Origin of the sequence: Yoonia sp. SDW83-1 (assembly GCF_046762885.1) — a bacterium.
Lineage (GTDB): Bacteria > Pseudomonadota > Alphaproteobacteria > Rhodobacterales > Rhodobacteraceae > Yoonia.
Window position 1 is genome coordinate 55,057 of sequence record NZ_JBKQXO010000015.1, and the last position, 20,290, is coordinate 75,346.

Consider the following 20,290-nt stretch of genomic DNA (forward strand, 5'->3'; position numbering starts at 1 on the left):
TTTTTCAACTTTGCCTAGGGCTTCGTTGGTACCAGCGGCACCACTTTATCCTCAGGCTCTGGCGCCAGTTCCTCGAAATCGAAATTGTCCAGCCGGTCCGCCCGTTTGCCGGCCCGTGTCGCGGCGGTCAGCACGCCGGACACATCATCACCGGCCTGCCGCAGATGTATTTCCAGCTTGCCGGCCTTTTCGCCGATGATCTCCACATCGCGGTGCAACAGACGCAGCGCCTTGCGGATCTCACCGGCCTGTTCGCGCATCCGCGCATCCTTCAGGATCGCCCGCATCGTGTTCAGGGTGGCCATGCAGGTCGTCGGCGATACGATCCACACACGCGCGTCAAAACCGGCGCGCACCACCTCTGGCAGGCGGGCGTGCAACTCGGCATAGACCGCCTCTGACGGCAGGAACATGATCGCGCCATCCGCCGTCTCGCCCTCGATGATATAGCGTTCGCTGATATCCTTGATGTGCTTGCGCACTGCATTGCCCAGATCACGCAGGGCCACCTGCTGCAATTGCGGCGTATCGGCAGCGGCATAGCTTTCATAAGCCTCGAACGGGAACTTGGCGTCGATCACAATCGGCCCCGGCGGGTTGGGCAGATGCACAAGGCAATCCGCCCGCCGGTTATTGGACAGGGTCGCCTGCAATGCATAGCTGTCCGCAGGCAGCGCCTTGGACACGATATCGGTCAGTTGGATTTCCCCGAACATCCCCCGCCGCTGCTTGTTTGACAGGATATCCTGCAGCGACAGCACGTCGCCTGACAGTTTCTCGATATTAGTCTGGGCCTTGTCGATGGTCGCCAGCCGCTCCTGCAACTCGGTCAGGCTTTTGGTCGTCTTTTCGGAAGACCCTGTCAGGCTTTCCTTCATCCGTTCCTGCATTTCGGTCAGCGCGAGGGTCGACCGCCGCTGGCTTTCGTGCAGCTGATCCGTCATCTGCTGGCGCACCTCGGCCAGCCGTTGTTCCATATTCTGCAAGACCTGCGCCTGCCCGCTGGCGGTTTGTTCACTGACCGTCTTGATACTGCCTGCCAGCGTATGCTGCCCTTGGTTCAGCACGCCGATATCCTGTGTCAGCCGCCCCACTTGCCCGGCCACATATTCAACCGCCTGCGTTGATTTACCCGCGCGGCGGACCGTGATGATCAGCAGGATCAGGAACAGCAGAACGATGGCCGCGCCAATCAGCCCCCCGATCACCAGCGGGTCGTCAAAGGCGTAGGTCTGGTCGCCAATCTGGATCATGTGCGCCCGAACAGCCGCTCGATATCGGCCAGTTTCAGTTCCACATAGGTGGGCCGCCCGTGGTTGCACTGGCCCGATAGCGGCGTCGCCTCCATCTCGCGCAGCAGCGCGTTCATCTCGGCCCCCTGCATCCGGCGACCCGACCGGATGGAGCCATGACAGGCGACCCGGCTGAGGATCGCCTCGATCCGGGCCTGCACCGATGCGCTGTCCCCCTGATCGGCCAATTCGTCCAGAATATCGCGCAGCATCGCTTCGGCATTCACTTCGCCCAGAATGGCCGGTGTTTCGCGTACCGCAATCGCGCCGCCCCCAAAGGGTTCCAGCATCAGACCCAGCCGCGCCAGATCATCGGCAATCTCCAGCAGTTGCGCGGCCTCGCTTTCCGTCATCTCTACAATCTCGGGGATCAGCAGGGCCTGTGCCGCGACGCCGTTTTCTGCCATCTGGGCCTTCAGCTTCTCGTAAACCAGCCGCTCATGCGCCGCATGCTGGTCGACAATGACAATGCCGGTTTCGGTCTGCGCGATGATGTAGTTTTCGTGCACCTGCGCGCGGGCGGCACCCAATGGTAGATGATCCGGTTCATCCTCCACCACAGGTTCGATCCGCGCCGATGGCGCCTCATGAAATCCGGGGGCCTGCGCCTGAAACGTCATCGACCGGGCGCTGAAACTGGGGCGGTCCATCTGATAGACGCGCGGGCTTGCGGGCTCGGGCGTAATCGCGCCCAGCGTGGCATTGGCGACCGTGGTGGATGCTCGGTGCCCCGCCTCTGCCAGCGCATGACGCAGCCCCGACACGATCAGCCCGCGCACTGTACCGGGATCGCGGAACCGGACCTCTGATTTCGCCGGATGCACATTCACATCCACCAGCGTTGGATCGCAATCCACGAACAAGGCCGCCACCGGATGCCGGTCACGCGACAGCACATCCATATAGGCGGCACGCAACGCGCCCAGCAGCATCTTGTCGCGCACGGGACGACCGTTCACGAACAGAAACTGCGCCACCGCCGCCCCGCGCGAATAGGTGGGCAGGGCGGCATAGCCGGTCAGGTGAAACCCATCGCGCTCCGCATCAATCGGCAGCGCATTCTCCGCAAAATCGCGGCCCAGCACCGACCGCAACCGCCCATGCAGCGCATCGAACAGATCACCGGTTTCGGCGTCAGCCCGAAAGATCGTGCGCTGATCGCCACCCGATGCATCGCGCAAAATGAACGTCACAAACGGCTCTGCCATCGCCAGACGTTTGACCACATCACCGACCGCCTGCGCCTCGGCCCGGTCCGTGCGCAGGAATTTCAGCCGGGCGGGGGTGGCGTAGAACATATCGCGCAGCTCAACCACCGTGCCACTGGTCAGGGCCGCAGGGCGCACATCGCTCATCCGGCCGCCGGACACGGCAATGCTATGCGCCCCATCCCCCGGCACACGGCTGGTGATCGTCAGTCGACCGACAGCGCCGAGCGACGGCAACGCCTCGCCCCGGAACCCGAAAGAATTGATGTTCAGCAGGTCCGACCCGTCAATCTTTGACGTGGCATGGCGCGACAGGGCCAGCGGCAGATCAGCCGCCGCCATCCCGCAACCATCATCGGTGACACGGATCAGCGTCTTGCCTCCATCCGCGATCACCACCTCAATGCGCGTCGCCCCTGCATCAATCGCATTCTCGACCAGTTCCTTCACGGCAGAGGCTGGACGCTCCAGCACCTCACCCGCCGCAATCCGGTTGATTGCGGCGTCATCCAGCTGCCGGATCACCGGGCGCGGCTGTATCTGGGGGTCTGCAATAGCCATGCCACAACTTATAGCATGGTGCGGCGATTCTGCGAGAGGGTTTGTCGGGCCACCACAGCACGCCTTGATCAATATCCTTAGATAATATATCAGTTATATAAAGGAATCGTTATACATATGACACCCGACAAATTCGCAGCCCTCGCCGACCCGACACGCCTTGCACTTCTGAGCGCGCTTGCGACAGGCGAAAAGACGGTGAACGAACTTACTGCACCCTTCGATATGTCCCAGCCCGCCATCTCGCGGCATCTGAAAATCCTGCAAGAGGCCGGGCTGATCACGCGACGGATCGACGGAACCAAACGTCCGTGCCGCCTTGCCCCAGACGGTCTCGAACAGATCGAGGCTTGGGCGAATATGATGCGCCGGACCTATGCCGCCAATTACGACCGGTTGGATCAGGTGCTTGCCAACCTACCGAAAGGAGACGCGACATGACCAGACTGACCCTCACAACCGAAGGCGACCAGCATGTGATCGTCACCCGCCGTTTCGCGGCCAGCCCGGCGGATGTCTATCGCGCGCATGTGGAACCGGAACTGTTGCGACAGTGGATGCTGGGGCCCGACGGTTGGGTCGTGACGGATTGCCAGTCAGACCCCAAGCCGGGCGGCAAAATACGCTTTGCCTGGTCCGATGGCGGTGATGGCGGGTTTTCCCTGACCGGTGAATATCAGGTACTCGATCCCGGCAAGCGGATTGTCCATGTCGAACGGATGCACCTGCCCGACCCCACGCCGGACAACCACATCGAAACAACCTTCGCCCCCGATGGGTCCGGCACGCTGCTGACCTTGCGCATGACCCTGCCCGATGCCGAGACGCGCGCTGCCATGCTGGAAACCGGGATGGAGGATGGCATGGAAGCCAGCTATGCCCGCATTGATCCATTGCTGTTGGCGGTTGATGCCGGATAGCCCCCCGAACCCTCCCGCTTGAACTCTGGCCTCCCTTTATGTAAGTGATAACTTACATAAAGGGAGGCGAAGATGCGTATTCTGATCGTCGGTGGCACCGGGTTTCTGGGCGGGGCAACCGCGCGGGCTGCAATCACGGCAGGGCATGATGTCACCGTCATGACGCGCAGCGGCAAGGGCGTCGCGGACGGTGCCGCCACGCTCATCGCGGACCGCACGCAGGAACTGCCCGATCTGCAAGGCCAATTCGACGCGGTGATCGACACCTGCGGCTACGCGCCCGACATGGTCAGCACCCTGGCCCATGCGGTCGGCAACGTGCACCATGTCTTTGTCTCCTCCATCTCGGTCTATGACGACCTGTCGGAACCGGGCTTGGACGAAATAGCGTCAGCATCGGCGGCGACCAGCGAGCAGCGCGAAGAGGCCGCAGATGTGGACCCCGCGTTGCGTGGAACAGCAGAACCTTACGGCGCGGCCTATGGCCCGCTCAAACGATCCTGCGAAGACGCAGCCATCGCCGGATTTGGCGACAAGGCCACGCTGATCCGGCTGGGGCTGATCGTCGGGCCCGGCGACTACACCGACCGTTTCACATGGTGGATCAGGCGCTGCGACAGGGGCGGGGCGCTGCCGGTGCCGGACCCACCAAAGCGACCCATTCAACTGATCGACGTCGAAGACGCCGCGCAATTCATGCTGCATCTGGCCGAACGCGGCAAGGGTGGCACCTTCAACCTGACCGGCAAACCCATCACGTTTCAGGCGATGCTGGACGCAATCATCGCTGAAACCAAAGGCAAGCCGGACCTGAAATGGACACCACTCAAAACCTTCACCGATGCGGGACTCGCACCATGGGCCGACCTGCCCCTGATCGTTCCGGATAAACCAACGGCCAGGCATATGCTGAATGTCAGCACGGGCAGCGCACGGGCCGCCGGTCTGACCTGCCGACCGCTTCGCGAGACGATCCAGAGAACGCTGCAATGGGACCACGCCCAGCGGGACACCCCCCTCAAATGCGGGATGTCGGCAGAGGCCGAACAGATGGTGCTGAAGGCGTTAGAGCCTTGATCATGAGGCCCCGGATCAGATCCGGGGCGAGTTATTCCTCAGGCGACCGTGCCGCCACAATGCAACGCCGTCCCGGGCCTGACCCGGGACCTCGACGTCAGCCTCAATTGGTACTATCCAGCCCCACCGGTTTGCCCACCACCACAAAATGCAGCTCCTCGGGCTTCAGCAATTCCGCCGCCACCCGGTTCACATCTTCCAGCGTCACCGCCTCGATATAATCATTGCGGTTGATCACATAATCCGGCGGCAGCCCGATCATCTGCATCCCCACCATGATCTTGGCAATTTCGCTATTGCCGTCAAAGCGCAGCGGATACTCGCCCGTCAGATAGGTCTTGGCGGTCTCCAACTCTTCCGGTGTCAGGCCCTCTTCGGCCATACGCGCCCATTCCGCACGGATCACTTCAATAGCCTCTGCAATCGTCGCGTTGGAGGATGCAACCGACCCGAACACCATTTCAGAATGAAACTTCGGCACCAGATAACTGCGGATACCATAGGTCAGGCCGCGCTTTTCGCGCACCTCCGTCATCAAGCGGGATTCAAACCCACCGGCACCCAGCACCTGGTTCATGATATAGGCGGCAAAGAAATCCGGATCGTCACGCTTAATTCCGGCATGCCCAAAATAGGCGACAGATTGCGGGGTATCGAATTCAACCACCGTGATCCCGCCATCCAATCCAAAGGCGACATCGCCGGGCAGGGGCGGACCCTCTGCAGGCAGATCGCCCAGCAGATCATCCAGCATCGGGCCAACCTGATCGGCGGTGATATCGCCCACCACCGACACGAACACGCGGTCGCGGGTCAGGGCGTTGCGGTGCGCTTCGAACATATCCTCGCGGGTCAGGGCGTTGACGGTTTCGACCGTACCATCAATGCTGCTGCCATAGGGATGATCGCCAAAGGCGGCGGCATCAAACGCCATGCCAGCAATATCATTGGGATCCTTTTCGGCACTCGCGATGCCCGACAAGACCTGCGCGCGCACCCGGTCCAGCGCATCCTGCTCGAATGTCGGATCGGTCAGGGCCTGCCGCAGCAGCGCCAGCGCCTCGTCCCGGTTTTCGGTCAGAACACTGGCCGAAATCGACAGCGTGTCGTCAAAGGCGCGGAAACTGAACCGGGCCGCCAATGCCTCCCGCGCGGTCTGGAATTCCTGCGCGGTCATCTCGCCCGATCCTTCCTCAATCAGGCCGGTCATCAGGTTGGTCGCACCCCGCTTGCCCGGCAGGTCCAGCGATGCGCTGCCCCGGAATCGGATTTCAATCGACACGAACGGAATGCTCGGTTCCTCAACTACCCAGGCATTGATCCCGCCGGGGGATGTGACCTCTTCGATGTTAATCTCGGCCTGTACGGTGGTGGCAAACAGGCACAATGCCAACAGAATACGCAGCATCAGCGTGCCTCCTCTTCATTTCCAATGACCCAGCCGGTGACCGCCTGATCGCGGTTGAACACTTTGGCGGCGGCCGCCTTGATCTGGTCTTCGGTCACAGATTGCAGGATATCCGGCCAGGCCTGCACGTCTTCGATGGTCAGGCTTTGGGTCAGGGCCGCGCCATAGCGGCGGGCCAGACTGCCCACGTCATCCAACGCATAAACCTCGGACGCGCGCAGCTGCGTGCGGATACTGTCCATCCGGGCGGCATCAATATCGTTCTCCATGAAGGCAGCAATGACATCGTCCATGGCCGCCTCGGCCTCTGACAGAGACACGCCTGCAGTCGGGACCACCGTCACCGAAAATGTGGCGTCATCCAGCCAGTCGCCATTGTAAGAGGCGTTGGTATAGATCGCCGTTTGGGTATCGAACTGCAGGGCACGGCCCAGATCAGACGTGAATGATGAGCCCCCCAACAACTCCGCCAGATAGACAAGCGCTGCGGCCTCTTCCTGCGCACCGGGGTCACGTTCCGGGGCCAGATAGCTGCGGGTAATATAAGGCTGACTGACACGCGGATCGACATAGGTGATCCGGCGCTCGGCCCGCTGCGGGGGTTCTTCGGGACGGACACGCTCGGGCAACTGATCCTCTGCCGGGATCACACCGTAATATTGCTCGGCCAGCGCCCGGACCTCATCAGGCTGCACATCGCCAGCGACTACGAGAATGGCGTTATTGGGCGAGTAATACAGGTCATAGAAATCCAGCGCGTCCTGCAGATCCAACTGCTCCATCTCGTGTTTCCATCCGATGATGGGCACGCCATAACGGTGGTTCTGATAAAGGGCCGCTCGGAATTGCTCGCGGGCAAGGGCGTTGGGGTTATTTTCGGTGCGCTGATTGCGTTCCTCCAGCACTACATTCCGCTCAGTCTCGATATCATCTGCCGTGATGCGTAGATTATTCATCCGGTTGCTTTCCATCTGCATCATCAGTTCCAGCCGGTCGGCGGCGATGCGCTGGAAATAGGCGGTGTAATCATAGCTGGTAAACGCATTGTCGCTGCCGCCATTGGCAGCAACAGTGGCGGAAAACTCGCCTGATTCCAGAACATCGGTCGCCTTGAACAGCAGATGTTCCAGAAAATGGGCGACGCCGGACGCGCCAACCGGTTCATCGGCGGATCCAACCCGGTACCAGACCATATGCGTCACGGCAGGGGCGCGATGATCCTCGATCACCACAACCTCCATGCCGTTATCAAGGGTAAAGGCGGTCACCTCGGCGGCCTGCGCGCTGAACGCGGTCATCACAAAGGCCAAAGCGGCAATCAAGCGTGTCATGGGCATCCCTTTTGTTCGTCCTGCCCACGTAACTACGCCGGATGGGCCGGTGTTCAAGAGACCCTACGCGGATGTGAGGTGGGGTTATTCGGCGTCAGGCTCTACCGGTGTGCAGACACGGCGCAATTCATTGCCCGGGCCAGCGGTTGTAAAGACGCAGTTCTGCGGACTGCTTGCATCCTGCGCGGGCCCATCACGCCCCAAGATACGCTCGATCACCGGGTTCAACGTGCGCTGCAACAGCCCTGGCTCTGCCTCGGCTTCGGTCGTTCCGGTCTGCTGCGGTGCAACCGGTGTCCGGGCTTCTGGTTGCGGCTGCGCAATTACAGGTGTCGGCACCGCGATGCCCAGACCGCGTAGGCGGGAAAGTTCGGCGCGGGCATCCAGCGCCTGCCGCGCATAGGCCGGGAAATAACGATCGCGGCCCAAGGGGTTGAATACATTGGTCCGGCTGCGGCGCTGGCGGAATGCCTCGTCCTCGGCCGCCAACTGGGCGCGTACCGCCGGATCAACACCATAACGGCTGGCCTGCGCCACAAGAGCCGCATCACCTGCAGGCACACCGCCCGCGCGCTGGGCCGCGGCATTGCCACCAAGGGCGGCAATCGCATCGGCATTCGGGTTCGGGTCGGCCAGATTGGTGCCGCCGGGCGTCGGCTCCGGCAGGGTCAGCGTCTGGGGGATCACCAGCGGGCGCTGCGGGATCACCGCAAATTCATCAGGACCGCCGCCAGACGACCGTAGATCGCGCAACGGGCGATCCGTGTTGCCACAGGCAGTCATCAGGGCAAGGGCCAGAACGGAAAGCATGATCGCGCGCATGAAATGGGTTCCTTCAAACTCGTGGCGTCTGTTTAGCTGATGGGCGGGAGGAGGTCACGCCTTCTTCTTTCCCGATTTCGCCTTGCCGTCATCGGCCAGAAACGCCAGCCCGATTGCGCCGATAAAAATCGCAATATCGGCGACGTTGAACGCATAAGGGTTGTTGATCCCGCAACAGGACATGTTCAGAAAATCCGCAACAGCGCCGTAGAGGATGCGGTCAATCACATTGCCCAAGGCCCCGCCAATCAAAAACCCGGCCGAGATATAAACCCATTTCGACCCGCCCGTCCGGTTCAGCCACCAGATCACACAGGCCGAGATGATCAGCGCCACTGCAATCAGCACCCAGCGCATATCGAAATCGGCAAACAGGCCGAAATTGACGCCGCGGTTCCAGGCCATGCGGAATTCCAGGAATGGCGGCCAAACTTCGATCACCCCGTCCGGGTCGTTGATCAGGCCCAGCCAGTGGACGACAAAAAACTTACTGGCCTGATCCAACAGAAAGACCCAGAAGCCGGTCCAGAATACGATACGCATCATCTGCCCCCTAGTGCCGGAAATGCCGCATGCCGGTAAACACCATGGCTATCCCGGCCTCATCGGCTGCCGCAATCACCTCATCATCGCGCATCGACCCGCCGGGCTGAATCACACAAGTCGCCCCGGCGGCGGCGGCTTCCATCAGCCCATCGGCAAAAGGGAAAAACGCATCCGACGCCACGGCCGACCCGATAGTCAGCGGCTGGGGCAGGCTCATCGCCTCTGCCATACGCTCTGCCTTCTTCGCCGCGATCAGGGCTGAATCAAGCCGCGACATCTGCCCGGCCCCCACACCCACCGTCGCCTTGTCCTTCACATAGACAATCGCGTTGGATTTCACATGTTTCGCCACCTTCCATGCAAACAGCAGGTCGGTCATCTGCGCATCGGTCGGGGCAACCTTCGTCACCACCTTCAGATCATCCATGCCCACATAGCCAGTATCCTTGTCCTGCACCAACATGCCACCGGCCACCTGACGATAGGTGGTGATTGGGGCCTTCGGATCAGGCAGTCCGTCGGTCGTCAGCAATCGCAGGTTCTTCTTGGCGGCAAATACCGCCTTAGCGGCATCGGACGCGCCGGGGGCAATCACGACCTCGGTAAAAATCTCGACAATCGCCTTGGCCGTCTCTTCATCCAAAGACTGGTTCAGCGCGACAATCCCGCCAAAGGCGCTGGTGCGGTCGCAGTCAAAGGCATTCCGATAGGCCTCAACCAGCGTTGCACCGCGCGCCACCCCACAAGGGTTCGCATGTTTGATGATCGCCACGGCAGGGCCGTCAGCCGAGTCAAACTCCGCCACCAGTTCAAACGCGGCATCGGTGTCGTTGATGTTGTTGTAGGACAATTCTTTGCCCTGATGCTGCACTGCCGTCGCCACACCGGGGCGGTTGGTGCCGTCCGTATAAAACGCGGCCTTTTGATGGCTGTTTTCACCATACCGCATGGTCTGTTTGAACGTCCCGGCAAAGGACCGGCGGCGCGGCGTCTCCTCACCAATCGCACCGGCCATCCAGGTGCTGACGGCTGTGTCATAGGCAGCGGTGCGGGCATAGGCGGTCTGCGCTAACCGCTCGCGCAGCGCCAGCGAAGTCTGCCCGTCATTTGCGTCCAGTTCGGCCAATACAGCCTCATAATCCGCGACATCCGTGACGACCGTGACAAAGACATGGTTCTTGGCGGCAGACCGGATCATCGCAGGGCCGCCAATGTCGATATTCTCAATACAGGTGGCGAAATCGGCGCCCTTCGCGACGGTTTCCTCAAACGGGTACAGATTCACCACCAGCAAATCGATCGGACCGATATTGTGTTCGACCATCGCATCCACATGGCTGTCCAGATCGCGGCGGGCCAGCAACCCGCCATGGACCACTGGATGCAGCGTCTTGACCCGGCCATCCATCATCTCGGGGAAGCCTGTGACATCAGCCACATCGCGCACCTCCAGCCCCGCATCGCGGATCGCTTGCGCCGACCCGCCGGTCGACAGCAGTTCCACCCCCCGGTCAGCCAACGCGCGGGCCAGATCAACCAGCCCGGTCTTGTCAGATACAGAAAGCAGCGCGCGGCGCAGTGGTGCAAGGTCGGTCATGTCATCCCCAAAGGCTTAGTCAGTCAGGTCCACCGGATCGGCCTGCACCAGATCGCGGACAACATCGGGGGTGTCCTGCGTCTTGGCCAGCGACCAGCGGATGCGCGTCGCATAGGCCATCGCGCGCCCGGATAAAACCACCTGTTGTGTCGCACGGGGCTTCAGACGGCCATTTTGCAGATAAACCGACGGGGCAAGGGACAATGCGGCGGCACCATCATGCCGAAACACCCAGGTTTCCCCCGATTTCAGGGTCAGGGCCACGGCCCGGTCGCCCATATCAAGGCTGGCCTGCACATCCGGGTCCAGATGAAACCGGATCGAAAACGCGATACCCTGTAGGCTGGTCGTATCAAGTGCCGCGTCGAACAGCGCCTCATCCTCCGGGTTCAGCGCGACCAGCAGGTCTTCGCCCTCCAGCGTGCGGCCATCAACAGACAGGTCCAGCAGGCGGGCATGGGTCAGACCGTGGGACGCGCGATAACCGTCATGGGACAATTCATGCTGGCGCGACCCATCGGCGTCAGCGGGTTTGCAGCGCACGTCACCCGGCACGTCAGACAGGTATTCCTCGACCGTGCCAAGTTTCGACCCACGCGCCAGATGTGACGAAGACACGCCCTCAATCCCCAGCGTGGCGTGGCTGGGTGTGGCGCGGCTGGCGCGGCGCCATTCATCGCCAAACCGGGCCCCCGATCCGCAATTGACGATCAAGGGGCGGCGGCCCGATGTCAGTTCAAACGCCAGCGTGCTGGCATGGGCATTGGCAGATGCCGGGCCGGTCGGCGGCGGGGCGGCATCCACGATGACCGTGCTGCGCCCGCCGGTCATGCGCAGATATCCCATATGCAGCCCCGGTTCGGGCAGGGTCTTGATACCGGACGCGGCCAATGCCTCGTCCAGACGGCCATCCAGACCGCGCCCGCCACCATGGAACCGGGCCAAGCCGCCATCGGCATGACGCAAGGCGCGCAATGTCGGGGCGATGCGTTCAACCGCCTCCAGCATTGCGGGAGGGACACGGCGACCAGTTTCGGACAAGGCCTGCAAGGTCCAGTTCAACAGGCTGAGGATTTCCAGCAATTCCTCTGGGTTGCGGCTTGCAATGGCCCCGTCAGGATCGATCTGTTCGGCGCAATCCGCGGCAAGGGCTGCCACCGCGCGGTCCACATGCGGCCCCATCCCTTCAAGCGACAACCCGGCATAGATTGTGCCCGCCAGCGCCTCGAACCGGGATAGACCGGGCGGGGTGACCGACCAGCGGCGGGACAGGAACACCAGTTGTTGACCCAGACTGCGGAAAAACTGGTCGCTGGCATCCTTGTCCTGCTTGTGCAGTAGGAAAAACCCGTGATTGATCCAGCGGATCAGGCGGCGACCGACCAGATCAGGGGTCCAGCCGGGGCCCGTGCCCTTGCCATAGCGGGCGATCCAGTCAAACACCCAGGTCTGTGCCTTCTTGCGGGCGCGATCCGTGCCGACAGCGGCCAGATCATCCAGCCAGGCGCAGCCCTGCACCTCTGCCGCGACGGCGTCAGCCGGGCTGGCAATATCCCAGATCGACATTTGCGGGCCTTCGACCAACAACCCCGAAAACAGGAAATTGCCCGCAATCAGTTGGCGGCCACGGGCCACACTGCCGATGGTGCGCGGTTCGGGGGCCGAGACAAACGCAGTGGCAGGGGCGGTGCGGGCCGCCCGCCTGGCATGCACACGGTGCATGAAACTGATCCGGCGGGCACGCCATGTGGTGGATTGTGCCAAAGTCCTGCTGCCTCGCGTCGCGCTTTTGCGCAAACCATAGGAAAGGTTAACGGACCTGTCACGCAGGCTTTGTCAGAACCGCCATATAAAACCCGTCCATACCGCCCAGATCGGTCCAATAGTCGGGACGCAGGCGCAATCCGCCCTCTTCGGTTCTCCATTCCGGTTCGACGCCCTGCACCTCAATAGGCGCAACCGTCAGGCCGGGATGACGGGTCAGCGCATCTTCCACCTGCACCTCGCCTTCGTCGGGCAGCAGCGAACAGGTGCAAAACACCAGCCGCCCGCCGGGTTTCAACAAGGTCAGGGCATGATCGATCAGGCGCTCCTGCTGATCAATCAGCGCACCGAATTCCGACCCGTCCTTGGCATAAGGCAAATCAGGATGGCGACGAATCGTCCCCGTCGCCGAACAGGGGGCATCCAGCAGAACCGCATCAAAACCGCCCTGATCAAACGCAAACGCATCGGCGATAACCGTCTTCGCGGCCAGCCCGACACGGGCCAGGTTTTTCGCCACCCGCGCCATCCGACGCTCTGACAGATCGACGGCCATTACGTCGGCACCGCCCGCTGCCAGCTGCAATGTCTTGCCGCCCGGTGCGGCGCAAAGGTCAAGCACGGTTAGACCGGCCACATCCCCCAGCAGTTTCACAGGGATCGCCGCGGCAGCATCCTGCACCCACCAGTCCCCGCTGTCATAACCGGGCAGGGTTGAGACCTGGTGGCCCCCCGAAAGCCGCACTGACCCTGTCCGCAACACCGCTCCCCCTGTGGCATCGGCCACGGCTTGCGGGTCGTCCTTCGCGGTCAGATCAAGCGGGGCACCGGCGAAATGTGCCGCCTCCATTGCAGTCACAGCCTCGCGGCCCCAGGCCGCCACCAGCGGTTGGCGCAACCAGCCTGGCGTCAGCGGCACCGGACGCGCGGCCCACCCATCCGGCCCTTCATCGGCCACCTTGCGCAGCACCGCATTGGCCAGACCCTTCATCGACTGGGTGCGCTTGTTGCGGGCCACGATCTCCACATAGGCGTTGACGACACCATGCGCGGCCTCGCCTGAACACAGCTCGATCACACCCAAACGCAACGCATTCATCACATGGGGCGGGGGCGCTTTCTTCAAATAGGGCTTCAACATCCGATCCGCCCGGTCCAGCCCGCGCAAGGCATCGGACGCCAGACGCTGGGCACGGGCGCGATCCTCCGGCGGCAGTTCGGCCAGCGCCCCGGCAGCCACCAATTCGGCCATCAAACGGCCCTCGCCGGTGATCTGCATCAGCAGGTGATGGGCGGCACGGCGGGCAGGCAGACCGGTTTGACGCATGAACATGTCCCTTGAAGGCGTATGCGCGCGGGGTATATCAAAGCCATGGCACCCACAAGGATACGGCCCCATGAGTGACGACACCAGCAAACTGCCCGCCGCCGCACAGCGTGCGCTTGCCGAGGCCGAGGAACGGCGCAAAAAGGCCGACACGGAAAAACTGCCCCCCGAACTGGGTGGGCGTGACGGACCGGAACCGGTACGCTATGGTGACTGGGAAAAAAAGGGACTGGCCATCGATTTCTGAGGGCCGGTCAAGAAAAGGAACACGAGCATGAAATACCTTGCCATCATCTGCGCCGCGACCCTTGGTCTGGCCACCACAGCCCAGGCCCAGAACGCCTGCACGCCTGAGGCGATCCAGACCAAATCAGGCGAAGTCAGCGTCGCACTGCAAACCATCGGCGCCAAAGACCCCGACCGCGTGCAGGTGCTATCAGGCGAAATCGAAGAGCTGATGACAGCCATCCAAAGCGGGGCGGATATCAGCACCGTCTGCACATTCTTCGACGAAGTGATCGCAGAGGCGGCAAGCTAGGGCAGGGCCGCGACGGCGGCCGTAAAGGACAATATCAGGCGCGATGTCCGGTCCGAGCCCAAAGTGACAAGAACTGCAGAGTGGACGAACGGCGGCAATAGGATGCCCTCCGCCGATGAGATGGCGGAGGGCACTTTCGTCAGAGAGCCTTTCGGAAGATTACCTTGTCATCTCCGTCAGCCCAGAAATCGCGGATGCGCGCCTCTTCCTCATAGCCAATTTGGGCATAGAACTTGCGCGTGAGTGCGAAGCCTTCGGTGCCGGACGTCTCTACGATCAAAACGCGCTGCCCATTGTCTTTCAGGTGCTGTTCCGCCGCGCTGACAAGTGCAGCACCAAGACCATTGCCTTGCAAGTCAGGACGCACTGCAAGGGCGAGCATGTTCCAGGTTCCGTCCGCTAACTCTTCTGGAACCGTGTAGCACAGGCCAACCGCTTGGCCGCCATGGTGGCAGGTAAGCCAGAAGGCCTCTGTCTCACCTGCCAAGGCGGGCGCCAGCATGTCGGGGAGCATATCGCTAGGGAAAAGCTCGGTTCCATTAAGCACGGCCATGAGCCCTGCGACGTCATCTGACGTTGTGGGTTTGATGATCGGATTTGTCATGATCTTAGTGTCCTTATCGGTTGTCGTATTGAGGGTTCACGGAACGGATGCCGAGCCTTGTGGCGCGGTAGGGTCGTCCGTTCACGGATTTGATGAATCGCCGTTTCTTCAGGCGATCGAAAAGCTCTAGCGAGCAATCGGCCAGCAGATGGCCTTCGCGCGTGAAGCAGGAAACGTCGCGCACTTTGCCGTTCTTCATGCGCTCAAAGTGGATCGCTCCACCCTGCGCCAGAACGTGCAAAACACGCTGTTCGTGTTTTGAGATATTCAATGGATTGTCTCTAGACTTTATGTCAGCCGCAAAGGCTTCCGGCATCACGCTCGGAAGTCTTTTGATTCAAGCTGGTCCAGGTTAAAGGACCTTAGCGGCGGGCCGCAATCGTAGACATAAAATCTCCATTGGTCGGCACCAGCGCCAACCTGGGAACCGTGTAGCGATTGGTGCGCGTTTCAGCAAGCGGGCTTTAATCGAACAACCAACAAGGTCGGTTTTATCCGGGCAAGCAGACATCAACAGAAAGGTGCAGTCCTGCCCAATGTCTGGTGTGAACCCATTACCGACATGTTGCAGGTGCCAACCCGTAGACGCTACGATTGCAAATGAGCACTTTTTTGCGAGTTGCGAACTTGCCCATTTCACTGCGGAGCCAGTACCTGGCATCCCTGCCAGAGCCGCAGGAGTGGTTCCTTGAGGAACTCGTCAGGACAGGTGAAGTCTGGGACTCTCCCGGCAATGGATATGCCATCTTTCATGGAGACACTCTTGTAGAGTTCTACGCATTGGACAGCACCAAAGCGCACCTCCACCTGTCCAACCTTATCCGGCAGCGACCTTTCAGGAAGGTTCTTTGCAAGTCATTTGATCGTGTGCTGATTAATGCCGCCCAAAAACTCGGTTGGGCTTTTGTTGAAACCGGATTTCTATTTCGCAAACGCAACCCGGTTATTCTGACCAAAAGTGATACTTTCCACTTGGAAAGGGCGAGGGCGATCGATCTGCCCGATGCATGGAAGACCGGACGCGATTTCTATGACAGCAAGGATGAAGTCGCGCAAATCTTTCGGTCAGGTGGCCTTTGGATCGCGTTCAACGAAGGGCAAATGGTCGGAAGCGGGGTCATGATACCGATTGACGGCTCAGGCGACGTTTTCGATATCGGAATGGTCACACGACCTGATCAGCGCAATAGAGGGTTCGCCAGTCTGATTGTCTCTGATCTCGCGAACCTTCTGGAAAGTGAGGGGAAGAGGCCGATTTGTGGATGCGCTGAAACCAATCTTGCATCGAAGGCCGCACTGGAGAAGGCAGGCTTCGTTTCCGAGCATCGGCTTGTTGAGATTAGTATCCCGGATTGATCCAGTGTCTGCTTCGTTCGCCGCGCTGAACATCGCATGCCGTGGCCCATACCGGACATTCCAATCAGGAACCAAAGCGGCCCCTGTCGTACCAGATGCGCGGCTTCGTTCTGCGACGATGGCAACGGACATCACGGGCCCATCCACCCGCCGCCCGAAACCGCATCAAAGGTTAACGCCGCCTTCACTTTTGCACCGCGCGGTCCGTTACTGACGCAATTGTCCGTCAGGGGTCCGACGTTTTGCCGACGCAAGTCCGACGCGATGCCGACCGCGCAAAACGCCGCAAAACCTGCGAATTAACCATGATTCGTGAAAACGCGCATCGGGCACCGCGCGCACCCCACCGAACGTTGCTCAGCTAAGCTGCTCGAACGCCTCGAACGCCACCTGATCCAGCGCGATCCCATCAGGGTCTTCGTTGGTGATCACCACACCTGCGATGTCGCGCTGATCGCCTTGCCGCCGGAACGCATAGGAGATTTCGGCCAGCGGTCCGACCAAATGCGTGTCAATCACCTCGCCCCCACGGTTAAGGAAAACCACTGTCGCATAGCCACCCTCACCGCCGCGCAGATCGAAACCGATACCAGGCTGACCCTCATCGAACATCACCGCAATCGCCCCTTCGCCGGTGGCGGAATGATTGGGGTATCCGGTGGGGCCATAGCCGCTCAGTACATTGGTATCAGCCAACCTGATTATCGTGAGATTCTGGGATGTTACGCCGGGCCTGATTGTCAGCGGCTCCAGCGCCCGCCCGGTCACCCGGTCGAAATCATCCACCCGGTCAAGCGTTTGCCCAGCGAAATGTTCACCAAATGACACGCCATCCATGCGGATCACATCCGGCGCAGGTCGGCCCGGGCCGTAGCCGCTTGCCTGATCGTCAAAGGTGACGATACGGGCAAACGCAACAGTCTCTGCCCCGACCTCGCAAACCGGTCGGTCGCAGGCCTGCGCCGCCATGGGCAGGAACATAAAGACAAGCCGCCACATAAGTCGCAGCTTATCACAGGTTTTTCAGGATGCGCGAATTATTGAATGCGGAAAGAGGCGGAATCGCCTGCGCCCTGATCGACAGTAAAGCGAATGCTGTCGCCGCGCACCTCGACCAATTGGCAGTTATACGGGATCGGGTCACCGCCCCAGGCCAGTTCACGGCAGAAATAGCCATCCTGCCAGGACCAGGTCCCGACGATATCCCAGCCGATCGCAGATCCCTGAATCTGCCCATTATTCAAAACGTTAAGGCGCACGCCATACAGGCGGTTTCGCAGCAGTTTCCCATCGACCAACGACAGAAACGTCGTTTGATCGGCGACGGGCACATAGCTGTCGGCTGCCGCAGGGGCCGCCGAAAGCGCAAGGGTAAGAGCAAGAACGAGCCGTTTCATAGGGCACCTCCGTTGTCCAAGATTACCTTATATACGCGCCAACCCCCGTTTTGGTTCAATCCGTGAGCGGCTAAAGGCCCAGCACATCCATCATGTCATACTCACCCGGCGCCTTGTCTTGCCCCCATAATGCAGCCTTCAACGCCCCGCGCGCAAAGATGGACCTGTCGGTTGCCATATGCCGCAGCACGATCCTTTCGCCGGGGGCGGCAAACAGCACGTCATGTTCGCCCACGATGTCGCCCGCGCGGATTGCGGTGAACCCGATATCGCCACGTCTGCGGGCGCCAGTGATGCCATCGCGCCCGCTGTCGCGCACGTCCTTCAGGGCGACGCCACGGCCTTCGGCGGCAGCCTCACCCAGCATCAGGGCAGTGCCGGACGGGGCGTCGACCTTGTGGTGATGATGCGCCTCGATCACCTCGATATCGAAATCCTCGTCCAATGCGGCGGCCACCTTTTTTGTCAATTGCACCAGTAAGTTGACCCCAAGAGACATATTCCCGGCCCGCACGATTACCGCGTGACGGGCGGCAGCGTTGATGGCTTTCAAATCGGCCTCGGTCAGGCCAGTTGTGCCGATCACATGCACCGCACGCGCCTGCGCGGCGAGCCCTGCAAAATCGACGCTTGCGGCGGGCGAGGTAAAATCAATCACCGCCTGCGCCTTGGCAAAGACCTCAACCGCGTCATCGGTCACATGCAGGCCCGCAGGCTGACCGCCCATCATGGTGCCGACATCCTGCCCGATCCAACCGTGCCCCGGCCGTTCCAGCACGCCAACCAGCCTGCATTTGTCGGATGCCAGCACCGATTTGATCAGCATCTGCCCCATTCTGCCTGATCCGCCAGTGATCACGATGCCGGGTAAATCTGTCATGGGACTGTCCTTTCACTTCCGCGACGTTCTTAGCGGGGGTTTGCCCCGCGCGCAAAGCCTTGCTTGGCATCAGGGCCAACGGCGCGTAAATGGAAGGCATGGCAAAGAATTCAAACCGTGACGGCAAGGCCCCGACGCAGCGCATGCTGCGTGTGGGCGAACAGTTCCGCCGTATCCTGTCAGAGGTGTTGCAGCGCGGCGACGTGCATGACGACGATCTGGCGCGCATGTCCATCACCGTGGGCGAGGTGCGGATGACCCCGGACCTGCGCATCGCGACGGCCTTTGTGCTGCCTCTGGGCGGGCAGGGGAAAGAGGAGGCGCTGGAGGCATTGCGCCGCAACCGCCACGAGATCAGACATCTTGTGGTCAAGGGCGGCACGATGAAATTCGCGCCCGAATTGCGCTTTGAGATCGACGGGACCTTTGACCAGATGGATGCCACCCGCGCCCTTCTGGCGGAGGATCATGTAAGGCAGGACCTCGACGACTGATGCGCTGGCTTTTCGTTGTACTGCTTTGGGCATCGCCCGCTGCTGCCGTCACCTGCGCGGATGTGGATTACGACGGCAAAAGCTACACCACCTGCACCGTTAACCTGAACACTGATGCGCTGCGGCTGTTTCATACCGATGATGATGGCAATGTGCTCGGCAGCTTCAGTGCGATCGAGGCCTCGCTGGATGTCGAAACGCTGACCTTTGCGATGAACGCTGGCATGTACCACGATGACCGCGCGCCGGTTGGGCATTACATCGAAAACGGCGTTGAAAAGATGCGGGTCATCACCAATGCCGGGCCGGGCAATTTTGGGCTACTGCCCAATGGTGTGCTTTGCATCAACGAAGGCAGCGCCCGCGTTTACGAAACACTGGCCTATGTTGACCAGGCGCCTGTGTGCCGGGATGCGACGCAATCCGGGCCGATGCTGGTGATTGACGGGTCGCTGCACCCCCGGTTTCTGCCGGACGGCACATCGCGCTTTGTGCGCAACGGGGTGGGCACAACAGCGGATGGCAAGACGGCCATCTTTGCAATTTCAAACGACCCGGTGACGTTCCACGAATTTGGCAGCTTCTTTCGGGATTACCTGCAACTCCCCAACGCGCTCTACTTCGATGGCAAGGTGTCGCGGCTCCATGCGCCCGCGCTGGGCCGGTCCGATATCGGGTTTCAGCTGGGACCGATTGTGGGTGTGATCGAATAGGGGCGATGGGTTAAAACCCATCTTACGTCGTGGCCAGGTCGATCATCTCCTCGACATGTTCGCTACGGTCCAACGCGGCGACCCTCGCAATCTCAACCCATTCCGCATGGCTGACATCATCTGACGGCACAGGTGTGCCGCGTTCATAGCGACACAAGACCGCCACCAGAAGAAAGTGATGCGCGACCACGCCGTCCCCGTCCCGCGTGATGATATCAAGGTTTGTCAGATATCGTTCCGGCGTCGCCACCACGCCCGTTTCCTCGTGTAATTCTCGCGCCGCTGCGGCCAGTGCCGTTTCACCCCGTTCCACATGACCGCCCGCAAAACCCCATTTACCGGCGTCCGGCTCTTTCTTGCGGCGGACCAACAGGACACGCCCTTCGTGAAACACAACGGCAATCGCGCCAAGCACGGGTCGGGTGGGGAGTGTCTTGCTCATGGCTGGAGGCTAG

General features: G+C 61.0%; 23 protein-coding genes. 8 read left to right on the plus strand and 15 right to left on the minus strand.

Features of this window, described 5'->3' with window-relative positions; translation table 11 throughout:
* Nucleotides 1–14 precede the first annotated feature (14 nt).
* Together ACFWW4_RS17920 and mutL are read right to left on the minus strand one after the other, a co-directional pair.
* Nucleotides 15–1,253, minus strand: coding sequence for a DNA recombination protein RmuC (locus tag ACFWW4_RS17920; protein ID WP_411892113.1), 1,239 nt, complete (start codon nt 1,251–1,253; stop codon nt 15–17).
* Nucleotides 1,250–3,061 (minus strand): DNA mismatch repair endonuclease MutL, encoded by a 1,812-nt coding sequence (gene mutL, locus ACFWW4_RS17925; RefSeq protein ID WP_411892114.1) that lies wholly within the window; start codon nt 3,059–3,061, stop codon nt 1,250–1,252. The genes ACFWW4_RS17920 and mutL overlap by 4 nt, the downstream gene beginning before the upstream one ends.
* A 117-nt stretch (nt 3,062–3,178) precedes the next feature.
* Here mutL and ACFWW4_RS17930 point away from each other — a divergent pair, with 117 nt between their 5' ends.
* From ACFWW4_RS17930 to ACFWW4_RS17940, 3 genes are all read left to right on the plus strand, one after another.
* On the plus strand, nt 3,179–3,502 hold the full coding sequence (locus tag ACFWW4_RS17930) for an ArsR/SmtB family transcription factor (protein WP_411892115.1): 324 nt from the start codon (nt 3,179–3,181) through the stop codon (nt 3,500–3,502).
* Complete coding sequence (locus tag ACFWW4_RS17935; RefSeq protein ID WP_411892116.1) at nt 3,499–3,981, plus strand: SRPBCC domain-containing protein; 483 nt, start codon at nt 3,499–3,501, stop codon at nt 3,979–3,981. The genes ACFWW4_RS17930 and ACFWW4_RS17935 overlap by 4 nt, the downstream gene beginning before the upstream one ends.
* A 72-nt stretch (nt 3,982–4,053) precedes the next feature.
* Nucleotides 4,054–5,058 (plus strand): NAD-dependent epimerase/dehydratase family protein, encoded by a 1,005-nt coding sequence (locus ACFWW4_RS17940; RefSeq protein WP_411892117.1) that lies wholly within the window; start codon nt 4,054–4,056, stop codon nt 5,056–5,058.
* 103 nt (nt 5,059–5,161) lie between these two features.
* Here the strand turns inward: ACFWW4_RS17940 and ACFWW4_RS17945 are convergent, their stop codons facing one another.
* The 7 genes from ACFWW4_RS17945 to ACFWW4_RS17975 form a co-directional block, all read right to left on the minus strand.
* On the minus strand, nt 5,162–6,466 hold the full coding sequence (locus tag ACFWW4_RS17945) for a M16 family metallopeptidase (protein ID WP_411892118.1): 1,305 nt from the start codon (nt 6,464–6,466) through the stop codon (nt 5,162–5,164).
* A complete protein-coding gene (locus ACFWW4_RS17950) occupies nt 6,466–7,797 on the minus strand; it encodes a M16 family metallopeptidase (RefSeq protein WP_411892119.1) in 1,332 nt (443 codons plus the stop codon). Before ACFWW4_RS17950 ends, ACFWW4_RS17945 begins: the two co-directional genes overlap by 1 nt.
* Before the next feature lie 84 nt (nt 7,798–7,881).
* Nucleotides 7,882–8,619, minus strand: a complete 738-nt coding sequence (locus ACFWW4_RS17955; RefSeq protein WP_411892120.1) for a DUF3035 domain-containing protein — start codon at nt 8,617–8,619, stop codon at nt 7,882–7,884.
* A 54-nt stretch (nt 8,620–8,673) separates the two neighbouring features.
* The gene (gene lspA / locus ACFWW4_RS17960; RefSeq protein WP_411892121.1) at nt 8,674–9,162 is read right to left on the minus strand and encodes a signal peptidase II; all 489 of its coding nucleotides are present in this window, start codon (nt 9,160–9,162) and stop codon (nt 8,674–8,676) included.
* Nucleotides 9,163–9,172: 10 nt separating this feature from the next.
* Nucleotides 9,173–10,762 carry a bifunctional phosphoribosylaminoimidazolecarboxamide formyltransferase/IMP cyclohydrolase gene (purH, locus tag ACFWW4_RS17965; RefSeq protein WP_411892122.1) on the minus strand — a complete coding sequence of 530 codons (1,590 nt, stop codon included), beginning with the start codon at nt 10,760–10,762 and terminating at the stop codon, nt 9,173–9,175.
* Between the two features lie 15 nt (nt 10,763–10,777).
* Entirely contained in the window at nt 10,778–12,484 is a 1,707-nt protein-coding gene (locus ACFWW4_RS17970) for a heparinase II/III family protein (RefSeq protein ID WP_411892137.1), read from the minus strand.
* Between the two features lie 100 nt (nt 12,485–12,584).
* Nucleotides 12,585–13,853 carry an RsmB/NOP family class I SAM-dependent RNA methyltransferase gene (locus ACFWW4_RS17975; protein ID WP_411892123.1) on the minus strand — a complete coding sequence of 423 codons (1,269 nt, stop codon included), beginning with the start codon at nt 13,851–13,853 and terminating at the stop codon, nt 12,585–12,587.
* A gap of 70 nt (nt 13,854–13,923) precedes the next feature.
* On the opposite strand from ACFWW4_RS17975, the gene ACFWW4_RS17980 reads away from it, so the two are divergent.
* Both ACFWW4_RS17980 and ACFWW4_RS17985 read left to right on the plus strand, forming a co-directional pair.
* Nucleotides 13,924–14,100 (plus strand): DUF1674 domain-containing protein, encoded by a 177-nt coding sequence (locus ACFWW4_RS17980; RefSeq protein ID WP_411892124.1) that lies wholly within the window; start codon nt 13,924–13,926, stop codon nt 14,098–14,100.
* A gap of 27 nt (nt 14,101–14,127) precedes the next feature.
* Entirely contained in the window at nt 14,128–14,391 is a 264-nt protein-coding gene (locus ACFWW4_RS17985; protein ID WP_393932253.1) for a hypothetical protein, read from the plus strand.
* 139 nt (nt 14,392–14,530) lie between these two features.
* Here the strand turns inward: ACFWW4_RS17985 and ACFWW4_RS17990 are convergent, their stop codons facing one another.
* Both ACFWW4_RS17990 and ACFWW4_RS17995 read right to left on the minus strand, forming a co-directional pair.
* Nucleotides 14,531–14,995, minus strand: coding sequence for a GNAT family N-acetyltransferase (locus ACFWW4_RS17990; RefSeq protein WP_411892125.1), 465 nt, complete (start codon nt 14,993–14,995; stop codon nt 14,531–14,533).
* 13 nt (nt 14,996–15,008) lie between these two features.
* Nucleotides 15,009–15,311, minus strand: coding sequence for a YjhX family toxin (locus ACFWW4_RS17995; RefSeq protein ID WP_411892138.1), 303 nt, complete (start codon nt 15,309–15,311; stop codon nt 15,009–15,011).
* A 284-nt stretch (nt 15,312–15,595) separates the two neighbouring features.
* Between ACFWW4_RS17995 and ACFWW4_RS18000 the strand changes: the two genes are divergently transcribed.
* Nucleotides 15,596–16,351: a GNAT family N-acetyltransferase gene (locus tag ACFWW4_RS18000; RefSeq protein ID WP_411892126.1), complete on the plus strand. Its 756-nt coding sequence runs from the start codon at nt 15,596–15,598 to the stop codon at nt 16,349–16,351.
* Nucleotides 16,352–16,708: 357 nt separating this feature from the next.
* Here ACFWW4_RS18000 and ACFWW4_RS18005 read toward each other — a convergent pair whose 3' ends face one another.
* The 3 genes from ACFWW4_RS18005 to dapB all read right to left on the minus strand — a co-directional run bounded on the left by ACFWW4_RS18005 (nt 16,709) and on the right by dapB (nt 18,628).
* The gene (locus tag ACFWW4_RS18005; protein WP_411892127.1) at nt 16,709–17,350 is read right to left on the minus strand and encodes a hypothetical protein; all 642 of its coding nucleotides are present in this window, start codon (nt 17,348–17,350) and stop codon (nt 16,709–16,711) included.
* A gap of 38 nt (nt 17,351–17,388) precedes the next feature.
* Nucleotides 17,389–17,748, minus strand: coding sequence for a dihydrodipicolinate reductase (locus ACFWW4_RS18010; protein ID WP_393932263.1), 360 nt, complete (start codon nt 17,746–17,748; stop codon nt 17,389–17,391).
* Nucleotides 17,749–17,818: 70 nt separating this feature from the next.
* Nucleotides 17,819–18,628 carry a 4-hydroxy-tetrahydrodipicolinate reductase gene (gene dapB / locus ACFWW4_RS18015; RefSeq protein WP_411892128.1) on the minus strand — a complete coding sequence of 270 codons (810 nt, stop codon included), beginning with the start codon at nt 18,626–18,628 and terminating at the stop codon, nt 17,819–17,821.
* Nucleotides 18,629–18,726: 98 nt separating this feature from the next.
* On the opposite strand from dapB, the gene rbfA reads away from it, so the two are divergent.
* The gene (gene rbfA, locus ACFWW4_RS18020) at nt 18,727–19,122 is read left to right on the plus strand and encodes a 30S ribosome-binding factor RbfA (protein WP_393932267.1); all 396 of its coding nucleotides are present in this window, start codon (nt 18,727–18,729) and stop codon (nt 19,120–19,122) included.
* A complete protein-coding gene (locus ACFWW4_RS18025) occupies nt 19,122–19,835 on the plus strand; it encodes a phosphodiester glycosidase family protein (RefSeq protein WP_411892129.1) in 714 nt (237 codons plus the stop codon). The genes rbfA and ACFWW4_RS18025 overlap by 1 nt, the downstream gene beginning before the upstream one ends.
* A gap of 22 nt (nt 19,836–19,857) precedes the next feature.
* Here the strand turns inward: ACFWW4_RS18025 and ACFWW4_RS18030 are convergent, their stop codons facing one another.
* The gene (locus ACFWW4_RS18030; protein WP_411892130.1) at nt 19,858–20,277 is read right to left on the minus strand and encodes an NUDIX hydrolase; all 420 of its coding nucleotides are present in this window, start codon (nt 20,275–20,277) and stop codon (nt 19,858–19,860) included.
* Between the last annotated feature and the right edge of the window lie 13 nt (nt 20,278–20,290).

Coding starts and splice junctions, on each gene's coding strand:
- ACFWW4_RS17985 (WP_393932253.1), top strand. CDS start 14,128: ATGAAATACCTTGCCATCATCTGCGCCGCGACCCTTGGTCTGGCCACC.
- ACFWW4_RS17975 (WP_411892123.1), bottom strand. CDS start 13,853: ATGCGTCAAACCGGTCTGCCTGCCCGCCGTGCCGCCCATCACCTGCTG.
- ACFWW4_RS18030 (WP_411892130.1), bottom strand. CDS start 20,277: ATGAGCAAGACACTCCCCACCCGACCCGTGCTTGGCGCGATTGCCGTT.
- dapB (WP_411892128.1), bottom strand. CDS start 18,628: ATGACAGATTTACCCGGCATCGTGATCACTGGCGGATCAGGCAGAATG.
- ACFWW4_RS18010 (WP_393932263.1), bottom strand. CDS start 17,748: ATGAAACGGCTCGTTCTTGCTCTTACCCTTGCGCTTTCGGCGGCCCCT.
- lspA (WP_411892121.1), bottom strand. CDS start 9,162: ATGCGTATCGTATTCTGGACCGGCTTCTGGGTCTTTCTGTTGGATCAG.
- ACFWW4_RS17935 (WP_411892116.1), top strand. CDS start 3,499: ATGACCAGACTGACCCTCACAACCGAAGGCGACCAGCATGTGATCGTC.
- ACFWW4_RS17980 (WP_411892124.1), top strand. CDS start 13,924: ATGAGTGACGACACCAGCAAACTGCCCGCCGCCGCACAGCGTGCGCTT.
- ACFWW4_RS17940 (WP_411892117.1), top strand. CDS start 4,054: ATGCGTATTCTGATCGTCGGTGGCACCGGGTTTCTGGGCGGGGCAACC.
- ACFWW4_RS18025 (WP_411892129.1), top strand. CDS start 19,122: ATGCGCTGGCTTTTCGTTGTACTGCTTTGGGCATCGCCCGCTGCTGCC.
- ACFWW4_RS17950 (WP_411892119.1), bottom strand. CDS start 7,797: ATGACACGCTTGATTGCCGCTTTGGCCTTTGTGATGACCGCGTTCAGC.
- ACFWW4_RS17970 (WP_411892137.1), bottom strand. CDS start 12,484: ATGCACCGTGTGCATGCCAGGCGGGCGGCCCGCACCGCCCCTGCCACT.
- mutL (WP_411892114.1), bottom strand. CDS start 3,061: ATGGCTATTGCAGACCCCCAGATACAGCCGCGCCCGGTGATCCGGCAG.
- rbfA (WP_393932267.1), top strand. CDS start 18,727: ATGGCAAAGAATTCAAACCGTGACGGCAAGGCCCCGACGCAGCGCATG.
- ACFWW4_RS18005 (WP_411892127.1), bottom strand. CDS start 17,350: ATGTGGCGGCTTGTCTTTATGTTCCTGCCCATGGCGGCGCAGGCCTGC.
- ACFWW4_RS17995 (WP_411892138.1), bottom strand. CDS start 15,311: ATGCCGGAAGCCTTTGCGGCTGACATAAAGTCTAGAGACAATCCATTG.
- ACFWW4_RS17930 (WP_411892115.1), top strand. CDS start 3,179: ATGACACCCGACAAATTCGCAGCCCTCGCCGACCCGACACGCCTTGCA.
- ACFWW4_RS17920 (WP_411892113.1), bottom strand. CDS start 1,253: ATGATCCAGATTGGCGACCAGACCTACGCCTTTGACGACCCGCTGGTG.
- ACFWW4_RS17990 (WP_411892125.1), bottom strand. CDS start 14,995: ATGACAAATCCGATCATCAAACCCACAACGTCAGATGACGTCGCAGGG.
- purH (WP_411892122.1), bottom strand. CDS start 10,762: ATGACCGACCTTGCACCACTGCGCCGCGCGCTGCTTTCTGTATCTGAC.
- ACFWW4_RS17955 (WP_411892120.1), bottom strand. CDS start 8,619: ATGCGCGCGATCATGCTTTCCGTTCTGGCCCTTGCCCTGATGACTGCC.
- ACFWW4_RS18000 (WP_411892126.1), top strand. CDS start 15,596: ATGAGCACTTTTTTGCGAGTTGCGAACTTGCCCATTTCACTGCGGAGC.
- ACFWW4_RS17945 (WP_411892118.1), bottom strand. CDS start 6,466: ATGCTGCGTATTCTGTTGGCATTGTGCCTGTTTGCCACCACCGTACAG.